Here is a 25,565-nt window from a genome sequence, read left to right as displayed (position 1 = left end):
AGCTATTAATGATGCTTCACATCCAAATGATTATTGATAACAGATGCGATGATAAAGGCCAGCACAGATACGATAAGCCCAAACATAAAAACGTTATAAGCAGTGCGCAATAAACGGTATTTACGCCCCAGTACAACGCCTTGCGAATACACATCGCGAATAAGCGTGCCGTATAAAAAATCTTTATCAGCCATCACTTTAAGCATTCCGTCGGTGTATTCCTCCAGGTGCATTTTATAAAAGTTACCAAAAAACAGCAGGTTCACTGTTTTCTTCTCAATATCATCAGGGGTAAAAACGCCTTTCGGTATAGCCGGACGGGTTGCCAGTATAGAAAACGTCATTGAAAGCAAACTGATGGTGAGCAATATAAAGGTGGGGATGGTTAAAAAGCTGTTCTCTTCCAGCTTGCGTAAAACCAAACTGATGATGGCTGATAAAATGATAGAGTTTACCGTGATCAGAATATGAGCCTTATTATCGGCCATATCGCTAAGGCGTTGGTTATTGCCTGATGTTATCCTGAACATGGTTTCAATACCACGGTCCGGCCTGTCTGACTTGGCCTTCTTTTCATTTGCCACAGGTTCAGTTTTAACTACCACGGGCGGTGTATACGTTGCAACCGGCTCGCCGGTATCTTCTGCTTGCTTGCTTAGTAATTTATCCAGATTTTTTTGATACTGACCATTCAGCAATAGCCTGACATAATCTGTAAAATATTGGTGCGACCGCAACATCTCTATATTCTTTTGCCGCCACTGCTTTTTATCCAGATCAATATGCTTGATAAGGCCTATTTCCTTTCGCAACAGTTTATTCCGATCGCTGAACTTGTCGGTACCTAAATGAAAAAGATCCGCATCGCATACTATTTCCTGCAACAGGCCCTGTGGTTTTTGCGGCAGTTTGGTTGCCCGGATACAGCCTTGCACTTTCTCAATAAGCGTAGGTTCTACGTTGTACTGCTTTAATAAATCACCCGCGGCAGACGCACCTGCTTCCTCATGGTTCATTTTATCTATAAAATAGCCAATGTCATGCAGCCAGGCAGCGGCGGCTACCACAAAAAAATCCCTGTCGTTTAATTGATAATGATTGGCAATACGTGTTGCATTGGCTACAACATCTTTAGTATGCTGAAGATCATGATAAACCAGATCCTTATCATGATGCCTGGCAAAATAACTCAGCACATATTGCTTAACGTTTTCCAGCGGTTGATCAAATTCCATGAGTGTTGTGTAAGGACTACATCCAAATTTAATGTGTTTTAACAACTATTTGCCGAAAATTAAATAATATTCCAATTATGTTATTGCATTCACCAAGGGTATGGGGGTTAAAACTTAAGCCGAAAAAACATTCTGCCTAAAACAGAAAATCCTCACAACTTATGTTGTAAGGATTTTCTGTGCACCCACCTGTGCGTTTCTCTCACCGAATAATCCTGATTACTATACTCTATCAATTGGACGCCGTTGCCAATTGAAAGCAAGTTTACATTATTTTTTACGCTCTATACTTTTAAAGTCCCTGAGGGTCTTTCCATCATAACTATAACGGTCAGATCCAATCCAAATACATCCATCATTAGCCCATAACAACCCGAAAGGCAAATTTCTACGGCCTTCATATTTTGTCTTTATTACTGTTACATGTGGCTTTTTATCAGATAACGACCGTTCATCATAACGTAAAATGGGGCCGCCTATACTGGTCAAAACGTCTCCCTTTTTATCCTGGATTATAACACCGGCACCCGTCTGATCAATTTGGGTGAAGGCACGGCCATCATACCGCCAAAGGCCATCGGCACCGAACCAGATATTACCTTTTTTGTCTTTCAACATAGACCATACGTTCCTGAAAGTTTTGCTGTTTTTATCGCTAAGTGTGGTAATTTTTTTTCCATCATAAATAGAGATATCCCCCCGTGTTCCAAACCACATTTTGCCTGTTTTGTCTTGAACGATAGCATGGACATCATTATTGGTCAGTCCATCTGCATCGGTAAAATTTCGAAACGATTTACCATCATAACGGCTTACTCCGCCTCCGGTACCCATCCAGATAATGCCGGCTTTATCTTCATAAATAGGCATAACCGAATTATTGGCAAGTCCCTCTTTAGTTGTAAAGTGCTGAAAGGCTGTGCCATTGTAATAATAGGCGCCTGAGCCATACGTCCCGAACCAGAAATTTCCTTTGCTATCTTCTAAAACCGAAAAGAAGGGTTTTGAAATTAGTTCAGCTGTGATTTTGGTAAACGATTTTCCATCGTATCTAAAAACACCACCGCTTGTTGCAAACCAAATATTTCCATTTCTATCTTGCTTGATGTCCCAAACGTTAGAGGTGAGTGGAACTTTGGTTTCGGACTTGATAGTTAGCGGGTTGGCATTTTTTTTTGATATGTCCGTTCGGTTTTGTCCCCAGGCAGTGTGAAAAACAGACATAAAGAACAAAGTATATAAGTGTAGGTATTTCATAATTATTAAATTTAATATAGGTTACGAAAATTGATCCGGCAAATCTACTGTGATATCCTTCAGCCTGAAAAACCTGAATTGTAAATAAAAATGTAAACTCTGTAAATAAATCGTAAATAACATGTACGACAGCCCGGAACTGCTATTTGGGACTGTAGCAGTGTTGTGAGGCAAAAAAAGAAAAGCCTCAGAATTTCTCTGAGGCTTGTGCGCCCACCTGGGCTATATACCCAGTGTTGTTGTCGATTGATTCACCAGACTTTCGCTAACAGTTGGTGGGTTAATAGCCCTTAAAACAATTTGCTTAATCAGTTTTTCTGATTAAATTGCATTTTATCGCTTATAAATCAAATCACTTTTAACTAACCACCCAAAAAACCAATTACTCGTATGAAGAAATTATTTATCCCGTTTCTATTCCTGGCTCTTGCAGTGTCTTTTGCCTCCTGGAGTGGAAAAGACACCAATCCGGTACTTACCGTTGAGGGAGGACAAATTAAAGGAGTTCCGACCCCCACTAAAGGAATTATTGCCTACAAAGGAATTCCATTTGCAGCCCCGCCTGTAGGCAACCTGCGTTGGAGAGAACCTCAGCCTGTATTGCCCTGGAAAGGCGTAAAAACAGCTGACAAATACGGAGCAGCAGCTATGCAGGTTACCTGGGATCCGAACAGTTTTTATGGTAAAGAATGGCGTGCCAGCGGCAGTGTTCCGTTTAAAGAAGATTGCCTTTATCTGAATGTATGGACACCAGCAGCTGGCGAAAAAACTAAAAAACTTCCGGTTGCTGTGTGGATTCACGGTGGCGGCTACCGCGAAGGATTTGCTTTCGAACCTGAAATGGACGGAGGTGAAGATTGGGCTTCTCGCGGCGTAATTCTGGTATCTGTTACTTACCGTCTTGGAGTGATGGGCTTTTTCTCTCACCCGCTTTTGTCGGCTGAAAGCCCGAACAAAGTATCCGGCAATTATGGCTTGATGGATCAGGCAGCAGCCGTGAAATGGGTGTACAAAAACATTGAAAAATTTGGTGGTGATCCTAAAAATATCACCATTTTCGGACAGAGCGCCGGTGCCGGTAGCGTACAATCTTTATGTGCTTCTCCTGTCTCTAAAAGCATGATAAGTAAAGCCATTAGCATGAGCGGTGGCGGACTTAATACAAATAGCAGGCCAGGAGTTTCTTTAGACACTGCGCAATTACAAAACAAAAAAATGATGGATCACTTCGATAAGAAAACGCTAGCCGAAATGAGATCCCTATCTTTCGACGAACTGCTTCAAATGTCTCAAAAATACACTGAAGCTACCAAAATGCGTTTGGCTTGGAGCCCTGTTATCGACAACTACTTCTTAAAGAAAACTTTTTCAGAAGCTGCAATGGCCAGAGAGATACCAGATATCCCATATATGATTGGTTTTACATCTAATGACCTAAGTGACATGACCAAGCCAATCAACGATTTCGCTGCATTGCGTGCAGGCCAGAGCACAAAGCCAACATATGCTTATATGTTTCAGCGTCAGCTTCCGGGCGATGCAAGTGGCGCTTTCCACTCTGCCGACCTATGGTACATTTTCCACTCGCTACGCCACAGCTGGCGCCCGTCTACAGCCGGCGACGAAGAATTAAGTAAGAAAATGGTTGACTTCTGGACCAATTTTGCTAAGTCAGGCAACCCTAATGGTAAACTGGGAAGTACCTGGAAACCTTATACCGCTCAAAACCCGCAATTTTTGTTGTTGGATGCAGATAAGGACAAGGCAGTATTTAGCATGACTGCGACTCCACAGTATAAGGGCAACGGCCTAAACAGAAGATAAAAATATGCCGCTAACACGGTAGAAACAGTCTCTTTTAAGACTTAGTCTCTTAATAGAAATGCCGCATTTATAATTGAATGCGGCATTTCTATTTATTAAAATCGACAATTACATCGCCCGTATTGTTGATTTAATATATTCAAGCATTTACCCCAAGAGCTGTGGATAGAATCGAACATTCTTTCATATTAGCACGGGCGGACACTCAATCAGCCCAGGTATTGAATATCTAAGGCCTTATGAGCGATTTTTGTACCGCTGATATACATCAGCATATAAAAAGCCGGTCAAAGAATTTTTAACCGGCTTAAATAAACTAAATATATCCTTACTTTAGCCCTGTATTGGTAATTCTGAAATAATCAAACTTAAATGCCCGAGCGCAAAGAATTAGCGGCATTAGTACATGAATGACACAGACACCAATTTCCTACCCTTGTATTTAGATAGCTTTACCAGCTTAGTCACCTTTGTTACCTTGTCAACTGGACTCTTACTATCGGTGCCTTCCAAAACATGCGTTAATCCGTCCTCCTTCCAGATGAACATAACGCCCGTCTCCTGTTCGTTCTTAATGATCTTGCCCCCGGTTAAAACTGCGCTGTAAACTTTCTTTTCGAGGCCGGCACCTTCGCTCCAGTTAACTTTTCCATCGCGAACTTCAAACGAATGGTCCGCATTTTCAAACGGTTTGTTGTACAAGTACGTCACATCTTTCTCACTGCTCAAAACTTCCCTCGTATCTGAAGCCTGCGTTTTAACATGACCCGTTTTCTGGTAGAACGACAAGTGTATGGCATCATTTGTATAGGCTTTACAGAATGTGTCAAGTGCAAACCGCGAACCAGTGTAGCGTTCCAATCTCTCGATCGACACCACTTTACTATTGTCTTCAAGCTCAATCCGAAACCTGCGCCAAACGCTGTCGCCTCGCTTCGGAAGCTTTATATCTAAAACAATAAAGTGGTCTGACGTATCACGCCTCACGCTGGAAATATCTTCAACCTTCTCGCTCCAGTTTAAACTTTCCCTGCTGGTAAAGATGTTATGATCGAGATCTATCGTAAAAGTACTAGTCATACTGGTGTCAATTTCATTGATATTGACGCTGTAACTCTTTCCTCCGGATCTGGTTGATTTATATTGTATGTGCGACGTGAAATTGTAAACCTGCGCATCGCAGCTTAGCGCTATGAAAAATAAGACGGTAACTATTAAGGCTTTCATCAATGACAAATATAGCTAAACGATGTTCAGGACTGAAGGACCTCCTCTCTTTTTTCTTGATGACGCAGCAGATACCTTGACAGAATTTTCTCTTAATTATTTTATGTAATATTCTGTTTATTAGATAATTAAACTATTTATAAACCTAAAAGGTTGAAAACGAAAACAGATCCCAATTGGTAAGCACAACCTTGAATTTCTTGTAGTTGCTTGATAGGGAATTAAACAAAAAACCCTGTAAATCAATTAGTTTACAGGGTTTTGTACTTCTTTTAAGGAGTAGTTGGTGCGCCCACCTGGGCTCGAACCAGGGACCAAAAGATTATGAGTCTTCTACTCTAACCAACTGAGCTATAGGCGCAGTGAAATCTGTTAAATTTCAGGCTGCAATTTTACGACTTTACCTTCATATTACAAAGTGTATTTATTTAAAAAAATGTATTTATTCCTGTTCTTGATCTAACATCCACTTAATTAAATAATTATATTTTTGCGGCGAAAAATAGCTTAAGCAGACTACACATAATTATATGAACAATATAAAAAACGTCATTTTTGATTACGGCAACGTAATTTTCCATATTGATTTTAACAAGGTTGCCGAAGCCTGGAAAAAATTAGGCATTACTAACGCGCACGAGTTTTACGGTCACCGGCAGCAGGACGATGTTTTTAACCAATTGGAACGCGGGCAGATAACACCCGAAGGTTTTAGAAACCGGATACGCGAACTTACCAACAAGCCGGACCTTACCGATGAGCAAATAGACGGCGCCTGGAACGCTATATTTTTGGGTATTCCGGAAGGCAATCATGAGCTTTTGGCGCAATTAAAGCCCAAATACCGCACATTTCTGCTAAGCAATATTAATGCAATCCATTTTGACTATGTGCATCAATATTTAAACACAGAATTTGGCATGGAGAACAATGATGATCTGTTTGAAAAAGTTTACTACTCGCACCTGATGGGAAAACGCAAGCCGGATGCAGAGATATTTGAGCAGGTTTTACGGGAAAACAACTTAGATCCTGCCGAAACATTGTTTATTGACGATAGTCCGCAGCACCTGGAAACTGCTAAAAAGCTGGGCCTGCAAACCTATTTAATGACTGCTCCGGATAATATACAACAGTACTTTAAGGTAAACGGATTGCTGTAGCACGTGTAGCCGTATACAGCAATTGCACGCCTGTATACAATCTATTAAAATACTGCATTACAACACATTAGCATAATACTAATTTTGAAATAACAGGCATTTAAGCGGCATATTCCTATTGATTGTATACACTTGAGATGTAGAAAAACGTATATTGCATTAATTAAAAACCTAATCATCATGAAAAATTCCTTCACCTTAGCTTGCGTTTTCTGCGTGTTACTTGCATCATCATGCACGTCTACAAACTCAAATAAAACTTTCGAGAGGCTTGATCCATCATCAACGCAATATAAAAAAGAGCTGATCAAAGAGTTTTTAGATAAGGGCACTAGAAACCTCACTTTTAACTTTCAGGGCTTGGCCAATATTGGCGGCAAAGACTACATGAAAGTAGACATTAGCGGCAGCGGCATATACGCGAAAAGCCTGGTTTTGATCAATAGCTGGAATAAGCTGGAAGGAATTAAGCGCACCAAAGGCATGGGCTACCATGGCGCGGAATTAGCAGATCTGCAGCTGGATATTGTTAACACCAATGGAGCGCCCACCTTTGTGTACCGTGATCTGGCTAAGATCATTGATTGATATTTGTACTTAAGAAGCGTTACCTCAGCACCGCCTCAGTAACTTTAGTAATATCAACGCTTATCTTGTTGATGAATTCCAGTTGTTCTTTTAGCAGGGTATCATGTACGGTACCTGGCTTTTCCTCCGCAAGCAAAGTAGTTTTATCGTCGTAAAATTCAACCTTGTCGCCACCCAGTTTTTTTATGGCCTCGTTTAAAAGCGCCAGACTTTTTCTTATCAGCTTTAAAGCCTCCGGCCGGGCTTTGTAATCGGGTTTAACCGTAACCTCGCCTGCTACCGTGGCTATGTACGACGATAATATATGGTTAAGCACTACAAACTTGTGCACGTCCTTAATATTACGTTGCTTGCTTTTTGGCTCGGATGTCATCCGCTCAAACGCGGCAGATAAATTGGCAGATTTTATATAAACATCTTTTCGTGCCAGTTTATAATCTGTGAGCAATACGGGTTTGCCGCTCAGGCTTTCTGTGGCCTTTACCAAATACCACGTATTAGCGGTAATGGCCGCGGCCAGTGTTTTCTTTATTTGTTCAAACTCCCAGGTGGGGAAGGCAAGGTAACTGGCTAATATGGCTATACCTGATCCAACCGCAGTATCTATTACGCGTTCTTCCAGAATATCAAAGCCTCCTATCCCCAAAAATTTAAAAAGAATAAGAACATAGGGTGTCATACATATAACGCTTACCACATAGTAAAGCCGCATAAAACTGTACGCGCCTATCATAAAAGCTACCATTAAGGCAAACTGCACATTGCTGTTGGGAATAAATTTTAACACTACCACCCCAATAACGCCCCCGCCGATGGTGCCTAACAAACGCGCGTAATTACGCTGTTTTGACAGACTGAACCCAGGTTTAAGAATAACAATAATGGTAAGCAATATCCAATAGCTGTGATGCCCTAACGGTAATGACCGCGCGGCAACAAAACCTATTAAACAAACCAGCGATACCCTTAAAGCGTGCTTAAAAGCGCCCGATTGCAGGGTGAGGTTATCAAAAAATATACGCCAGTCGTAATCCTGATGCGTTACAAATTTTGAATGATCTGAAGCAGGCCGGTTTTTTTGCTCGATTAATATTTTTGATGAACTGGAGTTATAATAGTTCCAGATGTTTTCAATCTCCTTATTCAGATCGCGCAGATTGATAAGGATCTTTTTTAATACAAGCGTGCTGGTTTCTTTATCATTACCAATAGCATCAATTTTTTGCTTAAGTTCTTCTAATTCGGGCAAAAAGCTGCGCAGGTTTTTATGGCGATTATTGCTTAATACCATATAGCCTACCTTTTGCAATTCGTCGGCCATTTTTTGTATCAGATCTGAAACTACGGGAAGCACCCCGGTATGCTGAAATTTTTCGCGTATAGCCTGGTAATCGTAATGTGTGGCCATTATGTGGTCAAACATATCAACCAGGTCAACAAACGTTAATACCAATATCCGGCTGGCGTTGGTTGATTCGCGCACCATAATGCGGCTTTTAAATAACAGTTCGCGTACCAGGTCCTGGTGTTCGCTTACCTTTATCTGCTGCGATATTACCTTGCGGTAATTTTCCTCAATATCCGTTTCGTGCAGGTAAAAATCAGCCTTTATACGCAGAAAGCTAACTATATCCGCAACATTCTCGCCCAATGCCTGCTGTGCCGCGCGATACGGCCGTATACCAAAAAACACGAGGCTAAATACCATATACCATATACCGCCCGCTAAAATATTGCCGCTGTATTTAAGCACCTGGCCAGGCTCAATGTCCCTGTCGATCATGAATATCATAACCAATAACGCTGCTGTGCCTACAGACGCCGCACGGTTACCATATACCGTAAACATAGAGAACAGGAAAGAGAACGCCACAATTTCCAGACCCAGCGTGTATATATTAAAACGCGCGAAACCCGTTATAAGCGCAACAATAAACATACACAGGTTACCAATGGCCATTGCATTACGCTTGTGCAAAATGGGCCCGGGACTATCAGTAACGCAAATACAAACAGCGCCTAATGATAGCGCTATGCCTTGCTCAAACCTGTCAAACTGCAACAGGGTAAGGGCGGGTATAAGTATGCCTAATGACATACGCAGCCCATCAGAAAAGTATTGACTGAAGAAGAAACTTTTTACCTCTTTTTCGGTTGATAGCATTGGGTAAATTTCGGTAAAAAAGCCTTATATCCAAATTTACAATAATTACATCTATGTCATATTTTATTGTAGATATTGATATTTATTGCTTATTATTTTTAATAACTCTTCAATTTTCGGCTTATTTAACTTAAATTCACCTCACTTTGGTGAGTTTGTGTTTCGCCAATTTTTTTCTGAATTTAAAACATACCTGTATGTCATCAACCTTAAAACTCAGCCAGCGGGAGGCAGCCTTTAATAGTGAAGTAGTTACGCGCTTTGAGTTATATAACAGCCTGTTTCAAACCCTGCCGTTTTACCAGGTAAAAGAGATAGGCATATTGCTGCCCTTTTTCAGTTCGCATTGCGATAAGGGTGCTGCTAAAGAAGAATCGCCTACACATATTATCGAGTCTTTTTTTAAAAAATACGTTCCGGATATTGACCATGTGGAACAGCTTAACCGCCTGTTCAGGTTTATACAGTATATTGAGCGCCAGGTAGTGCTTTTTGATGCTATTGAAGATTCATCATTCAGCAAAATAGGGAAAAACGACGACGCGGGCACCTTGAAGGCTTTACTGCAACAGGCTGCAGGTAGCGATAAACAGCGCGATAATATCAGCGACAAGCTTAAAAATTTCTCGTTAAGGATGGTGCTTACGGCGCATCCCACGCAGTTTTATCCGGGCTCGGTGTTGGGTATAATGAACGACCTGATAGAAGCGTTAAAAACCAATGACATTCATAACATTGATGTTTTATTGCAGCAATTGGGTAAAACACCTTTCTTTAATAAAACCTCGCCTACCCCGGTTGACGAGGCCGTTAGCCTGGTATGGTTTTTAGAGAACACTTTTTATCACGCCATTTCGGGCATACAATCAACCCTGGAGGAGGAGTTTGATATTGATGAGGTGCGGAAAAGCCAGCTGCTTGAGCTGGGCTTTTGGCCCGGTGGCGACCGCGACGGTAACCCCAACGTAAATACCGAAACAACCCGCGAAGTAGCTGCCTTGTTAAGACAAATTATATTCCGTTGTTATTACCGCGATTTCAGGCTGTTGAAACGCCGTATCACCTTTCGTGGCATTGAGAAGACCATAGCTACTTTGGAGAGCCTGCTTTATGAGAACGCTTTTAACAAGCCCAAAGAAGATGCCCGCGACCTGCAAGCGGAGATGCTTAAACTATTAGGTTCCATTCGTGAAACCCTGGTAGAAAGCCACTACAGCCTGTTTGTTGAAATTGTTGACGATCTGATACGCAAGATCCGCCTGTTTGGCTGTTTCTTCGCCACGCTGGATATAAGACAAGACAGCCGCATACTGCGTAATGTTGTTAGTTATGTTACGGAGCATGTTGATACGGGCCTTCCTGAAGGTTATATGGAAATGGACGAGCAGCAAAAGCTATCCACCTTATCGTTTAACGAGCGGTATTTTGTTTGCCCGGATGATGCGGATGATTTGATAAAAGATACGTTGAATACCATCAGGCTGATGAAGAAGATCCAATATGCCAACGGGCAGAAGGCTTGTCAACGTTTTATTATCAGTAATTGCCAGCAAGCGTCGGATATTCTGCAATTAATAGACCTGTTTTTATGGAGCGGATGGAAAGCTGAAGAGTTGACCGTTGATTTTATGCCTTTGTTTGAAACAGTGAACGACCTTAAAGTGGCTGCCGAAGTAATGGAAAGGTTGTATACCCACCCCTTCTATCGAGAACATTTAAAACGACGCGGTAACTGCCAAACCATAATGCTGGGTTTTTCAGATAGCACTAAGGATGGCGGCTATATTATGGCCAATTGGTCTATTTACAAAGCCAAAGTTGAACTAACCGCCATGGCCCGCAAGTACAAAATAGAACTCGGCTTTTTTGACGGCAGAGGTGGCCCACCCGCGCGTGGTGGCGGCAAAACACATCGCTTTTATGCTTCAATGGGGGGCGAAATAGCTAACGAGCACATACAATTAACCATACAGGGGCAAACCATAAGTTCGCAATATGGGTCTGTGGAGAGAGCGCGATTTAATACCGAGCAATTAATAAACGCGGGTGTACAATCGGCTTTAAAACCAAAAAATAGTGATGTTTTAAAAGATCATCAAAAGGATATTATATCTGCCATGGCCGATGAAAGCTATAAAATGTTTATGGCCCTGCGCACTGATCCGCTGTTTGTTGAATATCTGGAGAAATTCAGTCCGCTTAAGTTATTGTCGCGTATTAACATTAGCAGTCGCCCAACCAAGCGTAATGCCGATGCGCCGCTTAAACTGGAAGATCTGCGCGCAATAAGTTTTGTTACATCATGGAGCCAGCTTAAACAAAATGTGCCCGCCTTTTACGGTGTAGGCACGGCGCTGAAAAAAATGCAGAAGGAAGGTAATTGGGAAGATGTTAAAACGCTGTACCAAACTTCCGGATTTTTCAGAACGATGATAGATAATTGCGTTATGTCTATGTCTAAATCTGATTTCAGGATAACCGCTTATCTTGAAAAAGACAAAAAGTTTGGTGTGTTTTGGAAACAGATAAAAGATGAATTTGAACTTACCAAAAAGCTACTGCTTGAATTAACAGAATCAGAAACCCTGATGCAGGATTCGCCGGTGGACAAAAGCTCAATAGCCATACGCGAGCGCATTGTACTGCCTTTGGTCATTGTGCAGCATTATGCATTGCAGCTCTTAAATCACTCAAAAGACGAGGAATTAAACGCCGTTTATCATAAGCTCATCATTCGTACGGTTTATGGTATTGTAAACGCGGGAAGGAATTTGGTGTAGGTTAATATTAATGTCATTGTCATTCTGAGCGGTAGCGAAGAATCTTGTAAATGGTGCAATACCAAGCGCTTGCATTACAAAGCGTATAGGATTCTTCACTGCGTTCAGAATGACAATTTATTGATTGTGAAGGTCTGACTTAGGTGGCCAATCCATAATTTCGGTATTAAGAAATCGCCAACCAGGATTTTGACTTTCAATAAGTTTTTCTTTTTTGATACGTAACCATCCCTTTATTTCTTTCTCCCTTTCGATAGCATGGTTTACATACTGATATCTCTCAAACCAAACCAGGTAGTAGCATTTATACTTTGTGGTAAAATTGTCCTTTTTCTCCGTTCCAAAATAGTGCTCATACAATCTCCGTTCAAGACTATTTGTTACGCCAACGTATAATACTTTTTTGCTTGAAGTTGTTAAGATGTAAGTATAGAAATTGTACTGTCTCATATAAAAAACATAAGTTGTCATTCTGAACGCAGTAAAGAATCTTGTAAACAATGACATTCCGAGCGCCGGGCTAGCAAAGCGTATAAGATTCTTCACTGCGTTCAGAATGACAGTCGTTTTATTCTAAAACAACCTCAACTGCTCCACTCCCGGCCGTTTCTCCCTACCAAAAACAGTACGACCGCCATATTTCCATGAGTTGCTGCGCTCCTCTTCAATCACTTTATCAAAATCAGCGTTAGGGGTGAAACTACCTTCGGCTTTTTGCGCAATTTGGGTAAGCCGTTTTATGGCTTCGCTTTTTTCGCTGTTACCCAGTTTAGCTTTGTGGATAGCCGTTTGCAGTACGCCAATTGTCTCGTCGTAAACCTTGGTTGGCACCGGGAAGGGATGCCCATCCTTACCCCCATGCGCGAACGAGAAACGCGCCGGATCTTTAAACCGCGATGGCGTGCCATGTATCACCTCGCTTACCAGGGTGAGCGATTGCAAGGTCCGCGGACCGAGTCCCTGCAATAATAACAGGTCCCCAAAATCCTTAGGTTGTTTTTCGTGCGCCAGCCATAAAACGGATCCCAACCTTTTCAAATCCACGTCCTCTGCCCTGACATCGTGATGCGAAGGCATCACCAGTTTTTTAACCTCATGCATCATCCTTTCGGGATGTTCGCCGGCAATTTGCATTATTCCCTCCCGTGTTGGGGCCGCTTGCTTATCCGTCATGTTTAAAATATAACCCAGGTTGGGTCCGCAAACGGCGCTATGCGGTTCCTCAACAAACGAGTTTATTTTTTCGGAGTGCCAGTGATAACGCCGCGCCATGCGCGAATCGCCATTCATCCCCTGCTGGATAACGCTCCATTGCCCGGTACTGCTAACTATAAAATTGTGCGTATAAAGCTGAAAGCCGTCCTGTACGGCAGTATTATCTACCTTGGCGCTTAACTTACTGCAGCGCACCAATTCGTCGCCATTAACGCCCGTTTGCTGGCTTATCCTCAGTAACTCATCCGGCGTTTGTTTAGAATGTTTGCCCTTGCCGCCGCATATGTAAATACCCAATTGCCTGCTATGCGGATTTACGGCCCGTTTTAACGCACCCATTACAGAGGTAGTTATGCCTGATGAGTGCCAATCCATACCCATTACCGCCCCTAAACTTTGAAACCAGAACGGATCGCTCAGGCGGCGTAGAACCTCGTTGGCGCCGTAGTCCATTACAATGGTCTCTACAACCGCTAAACCCAATTTAGCCATACGTTCTGCCAGCCATTGCGGTACATAACCGTAATGCAAGGGCAGGTCTGCTCGTCCAGAATGCCTCATGCTAACAAAATTAGCAAATTTTAATATTAAACCATTAGTAAATTTTAACATCATACTTTTGCCAATAAGCGTTTTATTAATTATAATTGGCTACCATTTATATACACACATGAAATTAACCCAGAAAATATTTTTGGCCTCGGCTTTATCGCTTGGGGCATTAATCGCGATGAAAATAAACCCTACGCCGGTTGTTAACCCCAGATTGGTAATGCTGCCTGATTCGACCAGTGATCTGTTTGCTGATGGTACAGTGCCGGTTTTGGTATCAGACCAGTTTGGATTTACAGAAGGTCCGTCACCTGATAAAAAAGGCAACGTTTACTTTACAGATCAGAACAACGACAAGATTTGGATGTATGGTCTTGACGGCAAGTTAACCGTATGGATGGATAGTTCGCGCCGTGCAAATGGTACTTACTTTGATAAAAAAGGCAACCTGATTACCGCTGCAGAGTTAAGGAACGAGATCATTAGCATATCGCCCGATAAAAAGATCACCACATTGGTTAAAGACATTGGCGGCAAATTTATGAATGGCCCTAATGATGTTTTTGTAACTGAAAAAGGTGATATGTATTTTTCTGATCCATATTTCCAACGTTCTTTTTGGAAACACCGCGGCGCTCCGGGCATGCAATTAGACGGTCAGAAAGTTTATCTGGTACGCAAAGGCACCAGTGAGGCGATACCGGTAATTACCGATATGCGTGTACCTAACGGCGTTGTTGGCACTCCTGATGGAAAATATCTGTACGTTGCCGATTACGGGGGCAGAAAAACTTTTAAATACACCATTGAAAAAGATGGTACATTAAGCAACAAAACTCAATTTGCTGATCTGGGATCAGACGGTATGACTTTAGATAATAAAGGCAATGTTTATTTAACAGGTCGCGGTGTAACCGTTTATAATAAGGATGGCAAACGCATAGCGCAAATTCCGGTTCCTACGCAGCAAAATGTAACTAACGTATGCTTCGCAGGTAAAAACCGCGATATCTTATTCATCACTACGCCAAAATCTGTTTTTACTATGCAGATGAAGGTTAAGGGGATAGAATAAGATTTACTATATATCTTTCCAACAAAAAATAGCGATGGGTTTGAAACCTATCGCTATTTTTGTTTATTAACCCTCTGTCATGCTGAACTTGTTTCAGCAACCCACGGACAGGCCGCTCGGCTTAGCGCGTAGGATGTCGAAATAAATTCGGCATGACGACTAATTTTTCAATTCAAACTCGCGTAATACTGCAAGCTTTCAATCAATTCATCAGAAGTACAAATATTATCAATGTTAAACTGACCGATTTTGCTTAGCAATGTGCAGTTGATATTACCGCTCAGGTTTTTCTTATCCTTCTTCATTATTTCTAACAACTCATCGTTCATTTCATCGCGAAGCTGATAGAACGGATAAAGTTCCATAAGCACATCTGTAATTTCGTTCAGTTCATCCAGGCTAAGGCCGGTTTTTTTATAGGATAGGTAAGCCTCGCATATCATGCCAATAGCAATAGCCTCGCCATGCGAAAGGGAATCTTCGTCATTAATTAGTGAATAAGTTTCAACCGCGTGCCCAATAGTATGCCCAAAGTTTAATGATTTGCGGATATTCCTTTCGTGCGGGTCTTCTAACACAACCTTATTCTTGATGGCTACAGACTTATAAACCATTTCTCCGGTAGGTTGGCTCAGGTCACTTTCTTTCAACAGGCTCCAGTATTCGGCATCGCAGATAAGGCCATGTTTAAGCATTTCAGCAGTGCCTGACAATATCTGGCGGGCAGGGAGTGTTTTTAAAAACTCATAGTCAATAAAAACCGCCTTCGGCTGGGTAAAGGTGCCTATAATGTTTTTTATGCTGTCGATATCAATACCGGTTTTCCCTCCTACTGACGCGTCAACCTGCGAAAGCAAAGTTGTTGGTACGTGTACAAAATCAATACCGCGTTTAAATGTCGAGGCTGCAAAGCCACCCAGATCGCTCACTACGCCACCACCTAAGTTTATTAATAAGCTTTTACGGTCTGCACCAAAGTCAATCAGCATTTTCCAAACGCCTATACAAAAGTCAATATCCTTGCTTTCCTCGCCGGCGTTAATTTCAATCAGATCAAAATCAGCATCGCCTAATTTTTCGCGCAGTAAAGGCAGGCAGTATTTACCCGTATTTTCATCTGTAAGTACAAAAAATCTTGAATATTTCCCTTGCTCAATAAAGCGTGCAACTTCGGCCAAAGCATCGTTAAAGTAAATGTTATAATTGTTGCTTTGTAAAGTTTCCATTGTATCTGCAATAAGGCTATCGTTGTAAGTCTCAGTCATGTCTTTATATCACTTTTATTGTCTCTCCCCCGAATTCAACTGTATCGCCCGGCTTTACTTTTAACCGTTTGCGATAATCAACCTGGCCATTGTATTTTACTTCGCCCTCCGCTACAACAATTTGCGCTTCGCCGCCGGTTTGCACCAGGTTGGTAGCCTTTAATAATTGTATCATAGGGATGTAGTCGCCGGTTACTTTAAATTCAATCATGAGGTAGCAAAAATAAACTATTCGCAGAATATTGAGTTATCTAATATACATTTTATAATTTAGCGGCATTAACTGATCAGTCCGTGTATTGTTACTACGCAATGCAGGGCAATACTTATTATCCATGCATAAAGAACAACCTCTATCGTTCGAAAATACGGAGGTGGCATTCCGCCATTCCTCAAATGCCGACCTAAAACGTGCCTACTGGCTATTTAAGGTAATCAACAGCAATTTTTTGGTAAGTATCGGTCCGCCGCTAACCTCGTTTGCCCTTAAAATAGGATTACCGATACAAGGCCTCATCAAAAAAACCATTTTCAGACAGTTTTGCGGTGGCGAGAGCATCCGCGAATGCGAAACTACCATCAAAACATTGGCAAAAGGCGGGGTAGGAACAATCTTGGATTATTCGATAGAAGGAGAGGATGACGAAAAAGTTTTTGATGAAACACGCGATGAGATATTGCGTACTATACGCCGGGCCGCAAAAGATCCGTCAATACCTATAACTGTTTTTAAAGTGACCGGGGTAGGCAGGTTTGCCCTGCTACAAAAAATGGACGAACGCATGCCCCTTACGGATGCGGAGACCAAAGAATGGCAAGGCGTTGCTGACAGAGTACTTAACATCTGTGAAAAGGCGCACGAACTTGGTGTACCTGTGATGATAGATGCAGAAGAAAGCTGGATACAGGACACTATTGATCTTCTTGCCATCAATATGATGCGGCGCTTTAATAAGGAACGGGCTATTGTTTACAACACCTATCAGTTATACAGAGCTGATAAGCTGACATCGTTAAAACAGGATGGCGCAACGGCAAAGGCAGAGCAATTTATTTTAGGCGCCAAATTAGTTAGGGGCGCTTATATGGAAAAGGAACGCAACCGGGCGGATGAGTTGGGCTATCCATCGCCTATACAACCTGATAAATTTAGCACGGACAAGGATTTCAATTTCGCTTTAGATTATTGCACGGATAATATCAAAACCGTAGCCTTTATTGCCGGCACACATAACGAAGATAGCTGCCGGTATTTAACAGATCTGTTAAGCATGAAAGAGATAGACCCAATGCATAAGCACGTTTATTTTGCGCAGTTATTGGGCATGAGCGATAACCTGAGCTTTAACCTGGCCGATGGCGGTTACAATGTGGCCAAATACGTGCCCTATGGGCCTATAAAAGCAGTTATGCCTTACTTGTTCCGCCGGGCACAGGAAAACACCGCTATATCCGGCCAAATGAGCCGTGAACTGAGTTTGATAGTGAAGGAAGTGAAGAGGAGGAAGGTGTAGTCTTAATCTAATCGAATTATTGAGAGTAGAGTACTATTCGTTCACTTCCGTCTTACTGGTTTTATCAGCCCCCCTCAAGTTCTTTAAGTAGAGTTTGAACGTTATTCCGGTTTCGTCCAAACGAGACTATTGAAGACTTTTTATCTGGATCACAAATACTATTTACAAGCAGTTTGTCTTCAAAAAACAGAATAGTTATTTGCTCCCCCCAGCTCCCGGAAAAAAAACCTGGAAATGTCTTTGCCACGTAAACATTTTTATTTGATTCCATAGTGATCCATTCAAGTTTCTTTGATACATCACTGATAACTTTTATTAACTGTTTTCTATCTAATGCTGTATGTACCGAGTAAAATTTCAGGATATTTTTTTGAAGTCGATATGCCAAACACATTAATAAAAGAGGTACTATTATCAGCCAAATTTCTCCGTCTTTAAATGATGTCTTTCCGACACTAATAAGATCAAAGATATGCCATGACAAAAGTCCAATAGGAAAAACGCCCAGAAACCAAACAATTGAAAAATGTGTAAATAGCTGCCACGGATCTTCAAAATGCAACTCTTTTGTTATAATACACTTGTCAAAAACGCTTTTATTCATAAAGTCGGTACCGTATCAAATGCCGTATAATGAAACAGGTTTTAACCATACTTAATCGTTACTAATATACTTTCTGTCTTCCTCACTTAGTGTATCGAATCCATCGCCTTCTTCATCGTCTTCGCGATATTGAGGTGCTATCTCCCGGGCTCTTTTAGGGCGACCAACTAAATACCCCAAAACAAAACCAACCACAGCCGTTGCGGCCATAGCCGTGAGTTTTGACATCCTCACATCAGAGAACAAAATGGTGAACCGAACCGGGTCGGTATTTTGCATCAATACTATTGTGAGCAAAACGGTGATGACGATGATGAGCATTGTGGTTATACGCATGGCGGCTTGTTGGTTTATTGTTTAACCAATATCCGATTTTTATTGATGGAAAGAAAATTCAATTTGACATTGCCCGGTTGTTTCAAAAATCGCACCCGGCTTTCAAATCATCCGAGGACCGCCGACCGGTGGCGATTTACAACATGGCACCGTTATTGTAATAGTATACCCGTGTTGATTTTATAAGCGGGGCGTACCCTCACAAAAAAGGCGAGTGCACCGGGCCTTATATCATCACCAATTATGTCAAAAAAGGGATGAAAAATTTTGCGCGGCAACATCCCCCGATTTTTCGCAAAATATCAAAATAGCCATTTTGATACACTAAGCCCTCCGAAAAAAGCATCAATTTCCAAACATAATTTATTCATTTATTTAACTGCTTACTAAGCTTTGATTAACAGTATTATATATCAAAATTTAAGCATGTATAAAATCAATGCTAAAAAATTTAGTTTTATCATATTAGAGTTAGGTTGCCATATCAGCAGTATAACTTCTTATAATGTATTATAATTATTTGATTATTAAACAATTATAAATATATTAAAATTCGATTATTTATGTAAGATAAACAGATATTTTAACCCATAAATGGCCTGATTAACGCTAATAACGCGTTAGAGCATTTCAGTGCAATTCGCTACACAAATAGCCTGTTGAAATTTGCCCTATAAAGCATGATTTTTCTGAATATGTATACGGAAGCAATGAAATGGAAAAATGGCTTAGATCTCTTTAAAATGCGTTTAGGCACATTAAACATTAGCCCCTACCCTGCTATTATTTTGTAAAATGCAATAAGTAACGGGGAAAGAATTAACCTTGCTTTTGGCTGCTGATATGTTTGCGGGCAACCGGAAACAGGAAGATAGTAGAAAGGATAATGAGCGCTCCTACCCAAAAACCGACCGTCATTTTATCGCTGTTGCCAAAAAAAAGAAAGGACATGAGTATGCCGTAAACAGGCTCCAGGTTGGTGATAAGCGCCACACGGAACGCGGAAAGTTCGCGCATTACGGACACTCCTGCCACATACGCGAGCGACGTGCAGACGGTGCCAAGCAGCAATAAATAACCAATATCAGCGCGATGAAGCAGCATGTATTTATCAAATCCGCCGGTAAATAAAAGGTACAAAGTAGTCCAGAAAAAAGCGCCGGTGAGCTCGTAAAATGCTATTACAGGTGCCTGGTACTTTTTGATCTGCACCGAGTTGGCAATAGAAAACAAGGAGGCAAATAACGCGCTGCACAGGCCGGCTATAATACCCTTAGTGTATCGTACCTCAAATTTAAAAATGATAACGATGCCGGTTATGATCAAAATTCCTGCAATGATCTCCAGCTTTGAAATTTGCTTTTTGTTGATGACAGGATCAAGTATAGCGGTAAATAAAGTAATGGATGACAGGCATACCAGGGCCACCGGAACGTTAGCCAATTTGATGGAGGCGAAGAATAATATCCAGTGAGCGCCCACCATTGCTCCTATCAAAGCAAGCTGCACAAAGCTCTTACGCGATACCGTAAAACCTGTTTTGTTAAACTTAAAATACAGAAACAGCGACACCATTGCTATGAGCACCCGGTACCACACCAACTGCACGGCTGATATCGAAATCAGCGCGCCTAAAATGCTGGTAAATCCCCAGATAAAAACAGTAAAATGCAGTATAAGCAGGTTATTGTTTAGGGCCGGATTTGACTGCGCGCGCCTGATCATTATTTTGGCGCTTTATAAAGCAAATAAAGACCTATCAGCCCAAAAAGGGCATTAGGTATAAGCGTGGCAATAAATGGCGACAGACCGCCTTTAATGGCAAATACCAGCGCGAACTTATCAACCACGATATAGGCGAAACAAAGGAACAAACCAATACCCAAAGGCATGCCTATGCCGCCCCTAACCCGCCTGGAGGAAATAGATACACCGATTGCCGTAAGAACAAACGCCGCGAAGGGGTATATAAAGCGCCGGTATTTTTCAAAAAGCATATCCTTCAGGTCGCCTGATCCACGGATCTCTTCTTGTTTTATGCGCTTATTTAACTCAGACAATGCCATAGCAGAATACGTGTTGCTTATCAGCTCAAAGTCTGACGGTTGCATATTAAGCGTAGTATCTTTATTAAGGTTCATCACCAATTTCTCCTTCATTCCGCTTACGTATCGCACAGAATAATCGCGCATGTTCCATATTTTTAACGCGGCATTAGGGCGCTTGGAGGTCTTCACAGAATCGTACCAAATTGAATTGGCCACTATTCTTTCCTTCATGTAATCGCCATCAAATTTTTCCAGCACAAACTGATAGCCTGTTTTTGAAAATTTATCAAAGGATTGTACATAAACGTAAGTGTTCTTATCCAGTTGCAGGTGCACTTCATTTTTCACGTTAAACTCGCCGTTAAAGCCGTTTTCGTTCTCAAAAGATACTTTTATCTGGTTGGTATAGGGTATTATATAAATCTTACCAATAAGCGAAACAATGAAAATAAGCGTAGCCGTTATAAAATAAGGCCTTAAAAAGCGCATAAAACTTGCCTTGCTGCTTAGTATGGGCACTATTTCGGTTTGGTTAGCCATTTTAGCTGTAAAAAATATTACTGCTAAAAAGGTTATCAGTGGCGATAACATATCAAGGAAAAATGGGATGAACCCCATATAATACCTGGCTATTTCAAAAAACGATCTGTTGTGCGTTAAAAAATTATCCAGGTGTTCTGATATATCAAACACAACAGATATGGTTATAACAATTAACAGCGTAAAAATGAAGGTGCCCAGGTACTTTTTTATGATGTACCGGTCAAGTATTGTAAGATATCTGTATAAAAATGCCTTCATTTAAAGCCTTTGGCCCAACCGGTTAACCATTGTGTTTTTCCATGCGGTAAACTCGCCTGATATTATCCTAGCGCGTGCTTCTGCTACCAGCCATAGGTAAAAGTGCAGGTTATGCAAAGTAGCTATCTGCGCACCCAACATTTCGCCCGAGTGTATCAGATGGCGTAAATACGCTTTTGTATACTGCTTATCAGCAAACAAGGTGCTATCCTCCTCTATTGGCGAAAAATCATCCTTCCACTTTTCATTTTTTATGTTGATAACGCCATTTTTTGTAAAAAGCATACCGTTGCGCGCGTTGCGGGTAGGCATAACACAATCAAACATATCAATACCTAAGGCAATATTTTCCAAAAGATTTATAGGCGTACCTACGCCCATTAAATAACGTGGTTTTTCCGTCGGTAATATATCGCACACAATTTCTGTCATGGCATACATTTCTTCGGCAGGTTCGCCTACAGAAAGGCCTCCTATCGCATTACCTTCACGCTCAAATGAGGCGATAACTTCGGCCGAGCGTACACGCAGATCTTTATATACCGATCCCTGCACAATTGGAAACAATGTTTGATTGTAACCATATTTGGGCGCCGTACTGTCAAACCTGTCGCAGCAGCGCTTTAACCAGCGGTGCGTCATTTCAATAGATTTTTTGGCGTAATTATAATCGCAGGGATAGGGCGTACACTCATCAAATGCCATTATAATATCCGCGCCAATTACCCGCTGAATATCCATCACATTCTCGGGCGTAAACAAGTGTTTTGACCCATCAATATGCGACCGGAAAGTAACGCCTTCTTCTTTTATTTTTCTAACCTCGCTTAAAGAGTATACCTGGTAGCCACCGCTATCTGTCAATATCGGGCCCTCCCATCCGTTAAACTTATGCAAGCCACCCGCGCGTTCCAATACATCTAAACCCGGCCGTAAATAAAGGTGATAGGTATTACCTAATATTATTTTGGCTTCAATATCGTCTTTAAGTTCGCGCTGATGCACTGCTTTTACGGTGCCCGCTGTACCCACAGGCATAAAAATTGGAGTTGGTATAGTACCGTGATCGGTTGTTATCTGGCCCGCCCGGGCTTTTGATAGCGGATCTTGTGCTGTTAAATTAAATTTCATTTGCAGGGGGCAAAGTTAGTAATTAGTGATTAGAGATTTGTGATTAGAAACCAGTTAATAGCCGCGGCAACGAAACGTACGCCATTTGCGACTAACTATGCTAAAACTAATCACTAATCTCTGTTCACTAATCAACTAAAATTTCACAACTTTGCTCCCACATTTTAATTCAGTGTTAGATCTTTATTTACGCGTTACATTACTGGGTATTTTTTTGCTGACGTTTGTTATACAGTTATATTATCTGGTGGCACATCAGCGGTCGTTAGCTACTTACCGGCCTACAGAGGAGCTTCCCGAAGCCAAACTACCCGTATCAGTTATTATAAGTGCCCGCAACGAGGTTAAAAATCTGAGAGAAAACCTCCCGCCTATTTTAGAGCAGGACTATCCAAATTTTGAAGTTATAGTGGTTAATGATTGCTCTTCGGATGATTCGGACCTTTTATTACAAGAGCTGCAGCAAACCTACCCGCACCTTAAAGTGGTTACTAAAACAGAGCATATACGCTTTAAAACAGGTAAAAAATTCGCGCTTACCCTTGGCATAAAAGCAGCCACGCATGAGCATCTTTTGTTTACTGATGCAGATTGCAGCCCCTCATCCAAAAACTGGATAACTTACATGGCCGGTAAATTTGAGCATCCGCAAACACAAATTGTTTTGGGCTACTCGCCATATATCGAAACAAAGAACTTCTTAAATTCCATCATCCGTTTTGAAACCTTAAAAACAGCTATAAATTACTTATCGGCAGCATTAAATGGCAACGCGTATATGGGCATAGGGCGTAATCTGGCCTATACCAAATCTTTGTTTTTTGCAAGCAAGGGTTTCGCGGCCCATATGCATGTATTGTCTGGCGATGATGATTTATTTGTTAATCAAAACGCCACTTCTGCTAACACAGCTATAGAGATTCACCCCGACGCTTTTATGTATACGCCTGCAAAAGCTTCATTGGGCGGCCTGTTCCGCCAAAAAAAGCGCCATATGGGTGCCGGAAAGCTGTATCGTGGCAAACATCGCCGCATGTTGAGTGCTGAAGCATTAAGCGGATTGGTATTTTATGTTGTATTTATAGCCTGTCTTGTTTTAAATATAGAACCTTTATGGGTATTGGGTGTTTTTATTATGCGATGGGTTTTACAGCTGATTATTTACAGTAAGATATTTAAAAAATTAGCAGCCGGGGCACAGCTTTGGTACTTACCGTTGATTGATTTTGTTTATTACATTTACGTTAGTGTGTTTGGCCTTATAGGCGCACTTGTTAAAACCAGGCAATGGAAATAAACTCTAATTTTACCGAAAACGCAAAGAACGACTTCCACCTGGTAGTGAAGGCCCGCGAAGGCAATCAGAAAGCTTACGCAGACCTGATGCACCGGTACAAGGATTCCATTTATTTTATGGTACTGAAAATGGTGAATAATAAGGAAGACGCCATGGACCTTACCGTTGAGACGTTTGCCAAGGCGTTTGAGAAGCTAGAAAAGTACCAGCCCGATTATGCGTTTAGCACCTGGTTATTCAGGGTTGCAACCAATAACTGCATTGATTTTATCCGCAAGAAAAAATTGAATACACTTTCTATTCACGGCATGATGGATGACGATGGCGAGGAAAGACAGTTGCAGATAAAAGCAGATGAATTAAATCCGGAAGAAACATCAATAAAAAAACAGCAAACTGAAGAACTGAGGTTGCTGATACAAAGTTTGCCGCAACGTTACCGTAATCTGATAACGCTGCGTTATTTTGACGAACTATCGTACGAAGAGATTGCCCAGCAGCTTGATCTGCCTTTGGGCACCGTAAAAGCGCAGTTATTCAGAGCGCGTTATTTGTTAGGGAACATTATAAACCGGGTAAGCAGGGATGACATCTGAAGCACTATTTTCTTACTTTCCGGATCTGAGCCCGACGCAAAAAAAACGGTTTGAGCGCCTGCCCGAGCTTTATGAGCTTTGGAACAACCAGATCAACGTTATTTCTCGCAAGGATATTGACCAGTTATTTGAACGGCATGTGCTGCACTCATTAGGAATAGCTAAGGTAATGCCTTTTTTACCGGGCGAAAAGGTGCTTGATGTAGGCACAGGCGGAGGCTTTCCAGGCATACCATTGGCGATAATGTTTCCTGAAACACAGTTTTTCCTGGTAGATTCTATTGGCAAAAAGATAAAGGTAGTACAGGAAGTGGCCCAGGCTTTAGGGCTTAAAAATGTACGCGCCGCCCATGTACGTGCCGAACAGGTGGATGAAAAATTTGATTTTGTGATATCGCGCGCGGTAACCCGTTTAAAAGATTTCCATCCCTGGATAAAAAACAAATACAATAAGCAATCTAAAAATGTATTGGCAAACGGCCTTTTATACTTAAAGGGTGGCGATTTGACCGAAGAGATAGCTGAATCTGACTTAAAAGTGCAGCAATACTATCTTAAAGACCTTTTTAAAGAGGAGTTTTTTGATACCAAGCAGGTTATCTACGTAAAAGGATAAAAATCACTTAAACGGGTTTATATTTTCTCAATTCTTCCGACGTCATAAAAAGGTGGCGAACCTTTAAGCAGCGTGCGCAAAAAAATGACTTTACCGGCAAAAAGAACAGCACATTGCGTAAAAACCAGTTTGGCGGCACCTTGTAATGGTAAACTGTTCCGCACTTATAACATTTAAGCACTGGTTTATCTTTCTTCTGCATAAAGGGTTATTGTAGGTTGGCTTAGGCAAATGCCCGGAGGGCGATGGTTTTTTAAGATATAGGCAAAAAAGGCTG

The 25,565-nt window shown here is 41.5% G+C and carries 22 protein-coding genes and 1 tRNA gene; 9 read left to right on the top strand and 14 right to left on the bottom strand.

The window, feature by feature from the left end:
* Positions 1-5: 5 nt before the first annotated feature.
* Together ACFQZS_RS01600 and ACFQZS_RS01595 are read right to left on the bottom strand one after the other, a co-directional pair.
* The gene (locus ACFQZS_RS01600) at positions 6-1,235 is read right to left on the bottom strand and encodes a Pycsar system effector family protein (protein WP_377096669.1); all 1,230 of its coding nucleotides are present in this window, start codon (positions 1,233-1,235) and stop codon (positions 6-8) included.
* A gap of 270 nt (positions 1,236-1,505) precedes the next feature.
* Positions 1,506-2,492 (bottom strand): ligand-binding sensor domain-containing protein, encoded by a 987-nt coding sequence (locus ACFQZS_RS01595; protein ID WP_377096667.1) that lies wholly within the window; start codon positions 2,490-2,492, stop codon positions 1,506-1,508.
* A gap of 390 nt (positions 2,493-2,882) precedes the next feature.
* Here ACFQZS_RS01595 and ACFQZS_RS01590 point away from each other — a divergent pair, with 390 nt between their 5' ends.
* Positions 2,883-4,316, top strand: a complete 1,434-nt coding sequence (locus ACFQZS_RS01590) for a carboxylesterase/lipase family protein (RefSeq protein ID WP_377096664.1) — start codon at positions 2,883-2,885, stop codon at positions 4,314-4,316.
* A gap of 399 nt (positions 4,317-4,715) precedes the next feature.
* On the opposite strand, the gene ACFQZS_RS01585 is transcribed toward ACFQZS_RS01590, so the two are convergent.
* Positions 4,716-5,543, bottom strand: a complete 828-nt coding sequence (locus ACFQZS_RS01585) for a hypothetical protein (RefSeq protein WP_377096662.1) — start codon at positions 5,541-5,543, stop codon at positions 4,716-4,718.
* Between the two features lie 284 nt (positions 5,544-5,827).
* A tRNA-Ile gene (locus ACFQZS_RS01580) sits at positions 5,828-5,904 on the bottom strand.
* Between the two features lie 169 nt (positions 5,905-6,073).
* On the opposite strand from ACFQZS_RS01580, the gene ACFQZS_RS01575 reads away from it, so the two are divergent.
* Positions 6,074-6,706 carry an HAD family hydrolase gene (locus tag ACFQZS_RS01575; protein ID WP_377096659.1) on the top strand — a complete coding sequence of 211 codons (633 nt, stop codon included), beginning with the start codon at positions 6,074-6,076 and terminating at the stop codon, positions 6,704-6,706.
* Positions 6,707-6,886: 180 nt separating this feature from the next.
* Positions 6,887-7,294 (top strand): hypothetical protein, encoded by a 408-nt coding sequence (locus tag ACFQZS_RS01570; RefSeq protein ID WP_377096656.1) that lies wholly within the window; start codon positions 6,887-6,889, stop codon positions 7,292-7,294.
* A gap of 19 nt (positions 7,295-7,313) precedes the next feature.
* Here the strand turns inward: ACFQZS_RS01570 and ACFQZS_RS01565 are convergent, their stop codons facing one another.
* Complete coding sequence (locus tag ACFQZS_RS01565) at positions 7,314-9,458, bottom strand: FUSC family membrane protein (RefSeq protein ID WP_377096654.1); 2,145 nt, start codon at positions 9,456-9,458, stop codon at positions 7,314-7,316.
* A 197-nt stretch (positions 9,459-9,655) separates the two neighbouring features.
* Here ACFQZS_RS01565 and ACFQZS_RS01560 point away from each other — a divergent pair, with 197 nt between their 5' ends.
* Positions 9,656-12,238, top strand: a complete 2,583-nt coding sequence (locus ACFQZS_RS01560; protein WP_377096651.1) for a phosphoenolpyruvate carboxylase — start codon at positions 9,656-9,658, stop codon at positions 12,236-12,238.
* A gap of 117 nt (positions 12,239-12,355) precedes the next feature.
* Here the strand turns inward: ACFQZS_RS01560 and ACFQZS_RS01555 are convergent, their stop codons facing one another.
* Positions 12,356-12,688 carry a GIY-YIG nuclease family protein gene (locus ACFQZS_RS01555; protein ID WP_377096648.1) on the bottom strand — a complete coding sequence of 111 codons (333 nt, stop codon included), beginning with the start codon at positions 12,686-12,688 and terminating at the stop codon, positions 12,356-12,358.
* A 123-nt stretch (positions 12,689-12,811) separates the two neighbouring features.
* The gene (locus tag ACFQZS_RS01550; RefSeq protein WP_377096645.1) at positions 12,812-14,014 is read right to left on the bottom strand and encodes a DUF763 domain-containing protein; all 1,203 of its coding nucleotides are present in this window, start codon (positions 14,012-14,014) and stop codon (positions 12,812-12,814) included.
* Between the two features lie 109 nt (positions 14,015-14,123).
* Here ACFQZS_RS01550 and ACFQZS_RS01545 point away from each other — a divergent pair, with 109 nt between their 5' ends.
* The gene (locus ACFQZS_RS01545) at positions 14,124-15,080 is read left to right on the top strand and encodes an SMP-30/gluconolactonase/LRE family protein (protein ID WP_377096642.1); all 957 of its coding nucleotides are present in this window, start codon (positions 14,124-14,126) and stop codon (positions 15,078-15,080) included.
* 167 nt (positions 15,081-15,247) lie between these two features.
* Here the strand turns inward: ACFQZS_RS01545 and aroB are convergent, their stop codons facing one another.
* The gene (aroB, locus tag ACFQZS_RS01540) at positions 15,248-16,345 is read right to left on the bottom strand and encodes a 3-dehydroquinate synthase (protein WP_377096639.1); all 1,098 of its coding nucleotides are present in this window, start codon (positions 16,343-16,345) and stop codon (positions 15,248-15,250) included.
* A gap of 4 nt (positions 16,346-16,349) precedes the next feature.
* On the bottom strand, positions 16,350-16,556 hold the full coding sequence (locus ACFQZS_RS01535; RefSeq protein WP_377096636.1) for an RNA-binding S4 domain-containing protein: 207 nt from the start codon (positions 16,554-16,556) through the stop codon (positions 16,350-16,352).
* 124 nt (positions 16,557-16,680) lie between these two features.
* Between ACFQZS_RS01535 and ACFQZS_RS01530 the strand changes: the two genes are divergently transcribed.
* Positions 16,681-17,859, top strand: coding sequence for a proline dehydrogenase family protein (locus ACFQZS_RS01530; protein WP_377096633.1), 1,179 nt, complete (start codon positions 16,681-16,683; stop codon positions 17,857-17,859).
* A gap of 64 nt (positions 17,860-17,923) precedes the next feature.
* Here the strand turns inward: ACFQZS_RS01530 and ACFQZS_RS01525 are convergent, their stop codons facing one another.
* From ACFQZS_RS01525 to tgt, 5 genes are all read right to left on the bottom strand, one after another.
* Positions 17,924-18,463, bottom strand: a complete 540-nt coding sequence (locus ACFQZS_RS01525; RefSeq protein ID WP_377096630.1) for a hypothetical protein — start codon at positions 18,461-18,463, stop codon at positions 17,924-17,926.
* A 51-nt stretch (positions 18,464-18,514) separates the two neighbouring features.
* Positions 18,515-18,799 carry a hypothetical protein gene (locus tag ACFQZS_RS01520; protein ID WP_377096627.1) on the bottom strand — a complete coding sequence of 95 codons (285 nt, stop codon included), beginning with the start codon at positions 18,797-18,799 and terminating at the stop codon, positions 18,515-18,517.
* An 819-nt stretch (positions 18,800-19,618) separates the two neighbouring features.
* Positions 19,619-20,524 carry a DMT family transporter gene (locus ACFQZS_RS01515; protein WP_377096624.1) on the bottom strand — a complete coding sequence of 302 codons (906 nt, stop codon included), beginning with the start codon at positions 20,522-20,524 and terminating at the stop codon, positions 19,619-19,621.
* Entirely contained in the window at positions 20,524-21,648 is a 1,125-nt protein-coding gene (locus ACFQZS_RS01510; protein WP_377096621.1) for an LptF/LptG family permease, read from the bottom strand. The genes ACFQZS_RS01515 and ACFQZS_RS01510 overlap by 1 nt, the downstream gene beginning before the upstream one ends.
* Positions 21,649-22,779, bottom strand: a complete 1,131-nt coding sequence (gene tgt / locus ACFQZS_RS01505) for a tRNA guanosine(34) transglycosylase Tgt (protein WP_377096618.1) — start codon at positions 22,777-22,779, stop codon at positions 21,649-21,651.
* A 172-nt stretch (positions 22,780-22,951) separates the two neighbouring features.
* On the opposite strand from tgt, the gene ACFQZS_RS01500 reads away from it, so the two are divergent.
* Genes ACFQZS_RS01500 through rsmG form a run of 3 tightly spaced genes read left to right on the top strand, consistent with a single transcriptional unit; the run spans position 22,952 to position 25,288 of the window.
* Entirely contained in the window at positions 22,952-24,076 is a 1,125-nt protein-coding gene (locus tag ACFQZS_RS01500; RefSeq protein ID WP_377096616.1) for a glycosyltransferase, read from the top strand.
* On the top strand, positions 24,067-24,672 hold the full coding sequence (locus ACFQZS_RS01495) for an RNA polymerase sigma factor (protein ID WP_377096614.1): 606 nt from the start codon (positions 24,067-24,069) through the stop codon (positions 24,670-24,672). Before ACFQZS_RS01500 ends, ACFQZS_RS01495 begins: the two co-directional genes overlap by 10 nt.
* Positions 24,662-25,288 (top strand): 16S rRNA (guanine(527)-N(7))-methyltransferase RsmG, encoded by a 627-nt coding sequence (rsmG, locus tag ACFQZS_RS01490; RefSeq protein ID WP_377096612.1) that lies wholly within the window; start codon positions 24,662-24,664, stop codon positions 25,286-25,288. Before ACFQZS_RS01495 ends, rsmG begins: the two co-directional genes overlap by 11 nt.
* Positions 25,289-25,565 lie beyond the last annotated feature (277 nt).

This window comes from Mucilaginibacter calamicampi (assembly GCF_042676765.1).
GTDB classification, from domain to species: Bacteria; Bacteroidota; Bacteroidia; order Sphingobacteriales; family Sphingobacteriaceae; genus Mucilaginibacter; species Mucilaginibacter calamicampi.
Note: the sequence above shows the minus strand (reverse complement) of the source record. Positions and strands in the feature narration are given on the sequence as shown.

Excerpts from the sequence above, each read along its gene's own strand:
- ACFQZS_RS01550 (WP_377096645.1), bottom strand. The coding sequence starts at position 14,014 with ATGAGGCATTCTGGACGAGCAGACCTGCCCTTGCATTACGGTTATGTA.
- ACFQZS_RS01585 (WP_377096662.1), bottom strand. The coding sequence starts at position 5,543 with ATGAAAGCCTTAATAGTTACCGTCTTATTTTTCATAGCGCTAAGCTGC.
- ACFQZS_RS01515 (WP_377096624.1), bottom strand. The coding sequence starts at position 20,524 with ATGATCAGGCGCGCGCAGTCAAATCCGGCCCTAAACAATAACCTGCTT.
- ACFQZS_RS01520 (WP_377096627.1), bottom strand. The coding sequence starts at position 18,799 with ATGCGTATAACCACAATGCTCATCATCGTCATCACCGTTTTGCTCACA.
- ACFQZS_RS01570 (WP_377096656.1), top strand. The coding sequence starts at position 6,887 with ATGAAAAATTCCTTCACCTTAGCTTGCGTTTTCTGCGTGTTACTTGCA.
- ACFQZS_RS01525 (WP_377096630.1), bottom strand. The coding sequence starts at position 18,463 with ATGAATAAAAGCGTTTTTGACAAGTGTATTATAACAAAAGAGTTGCAT.
- ACFQZS_RS01495 (WP_377096614.1), top strand. The coding sequence starts at position 24,067 with ATGGAAATAAACTCTAATTTTACCGAAAACGCAAAGAACGACTTCCAC.
- ACFQZS_RS01530 (WP_377096633.1), top strand. The coding sequence starts at position 16,681 with ATGCATAAAGAACAACCTCTATCGTTCGAAAATACGGAGGTGGCATTC.
- ACFQZS_RS01535 (WP_377096636.1), bottom strand. The coding sequence starts at position 16,556 with ATGATTGAATTTAAAGTAACCGGCGACTACATCCCTATGATACAATTA.
- ACFQZS_RS01575 (WP_377096659.1), top strand. The coding sequence starts at position 6,074 with ATGAACAATATAAAAAACGTCATTTTTGATTACGGCAACGTAATTTTC.
- rsmG (WP_377096612.1), top strand. The coding sequence starts at position 24,662 with ATGACATCTGAAGCACTATTTTCTTACTTTCCGGATCTGAGCCCGACG.
- ACFQZS_RS01595 (WP_377096667.1), bottom strand. The coding sequence starts at position 2,492 with ATGAAATACCTACACTTATATACTTTGTTCTTTATGTCTGTTTTTCAC.
- ACFQZS_RS01590 (WP_377096664.1), top strand. The coding sequence starts at position 2,883 with ATGAAGAAATTATTTATCCCGTTTCTATTCCTGGCTCTTGCAGTGTCT.
- ACFQZS_RS01510 (WP_377096621.1), bottom strand. The coding sequence starts at position 21,648 with ATGAAGGCATTTTTATACAGATATCTTACAATACTTGACCGGTACATC.
- ACFQZS_RS01555 (WP_377096648.1), bottom strand. The coding sequence starts at position 12,688 with ATGAGACAGTACAATTTCTATACTTACATCTTAACAACTTCAAGCAAA.
- ACFQZS_RS01600 (WP_377096669.1), bottom strand. The coding sequence starts at position 1,235 with ATGGAATTTGATCAACCGCTGGAAAACGTTAAGCAATATGTGCTGAGT.
- ACFQZS_RS01560 (WP_377096651.1), top strand. The coding sequence starts at position 9,656 with ATGTCATCAACCTTAAAACTCAGCCAGCGGGAGGCAGCCTTTAATAGT.
- tgt (WP_377096618.1), bottom strand. The coding sequence starts at position 22,779 with ATGAAATTTAATTTAACAGCACAAGATCCGCTATCAAAAGCCCGGGCG.
- ACFQZS_RS01565 (WP_377096654.1), bottom strand. The coding sequence starts at position 9,458 with ATGCTATCAACCGAAAAAGAGGTAAAAAGTTTCTTCTTCAGTCAATAC.
- aroB (WP_377096639.1), bottom strand. The coding sequence starts at position 16,345 with ATGACTGAGACTTACAACGATAGCCTTATTGCAGATACAATGGAAACT.
- ACFQZS_RS01545 (WP_377096642.1), top strand. The coding sequence starts at position 14,124 with ATGAAATTAACCCAGAAAATATTTTTGGCCTCGGCTTTATCGCTTGGG.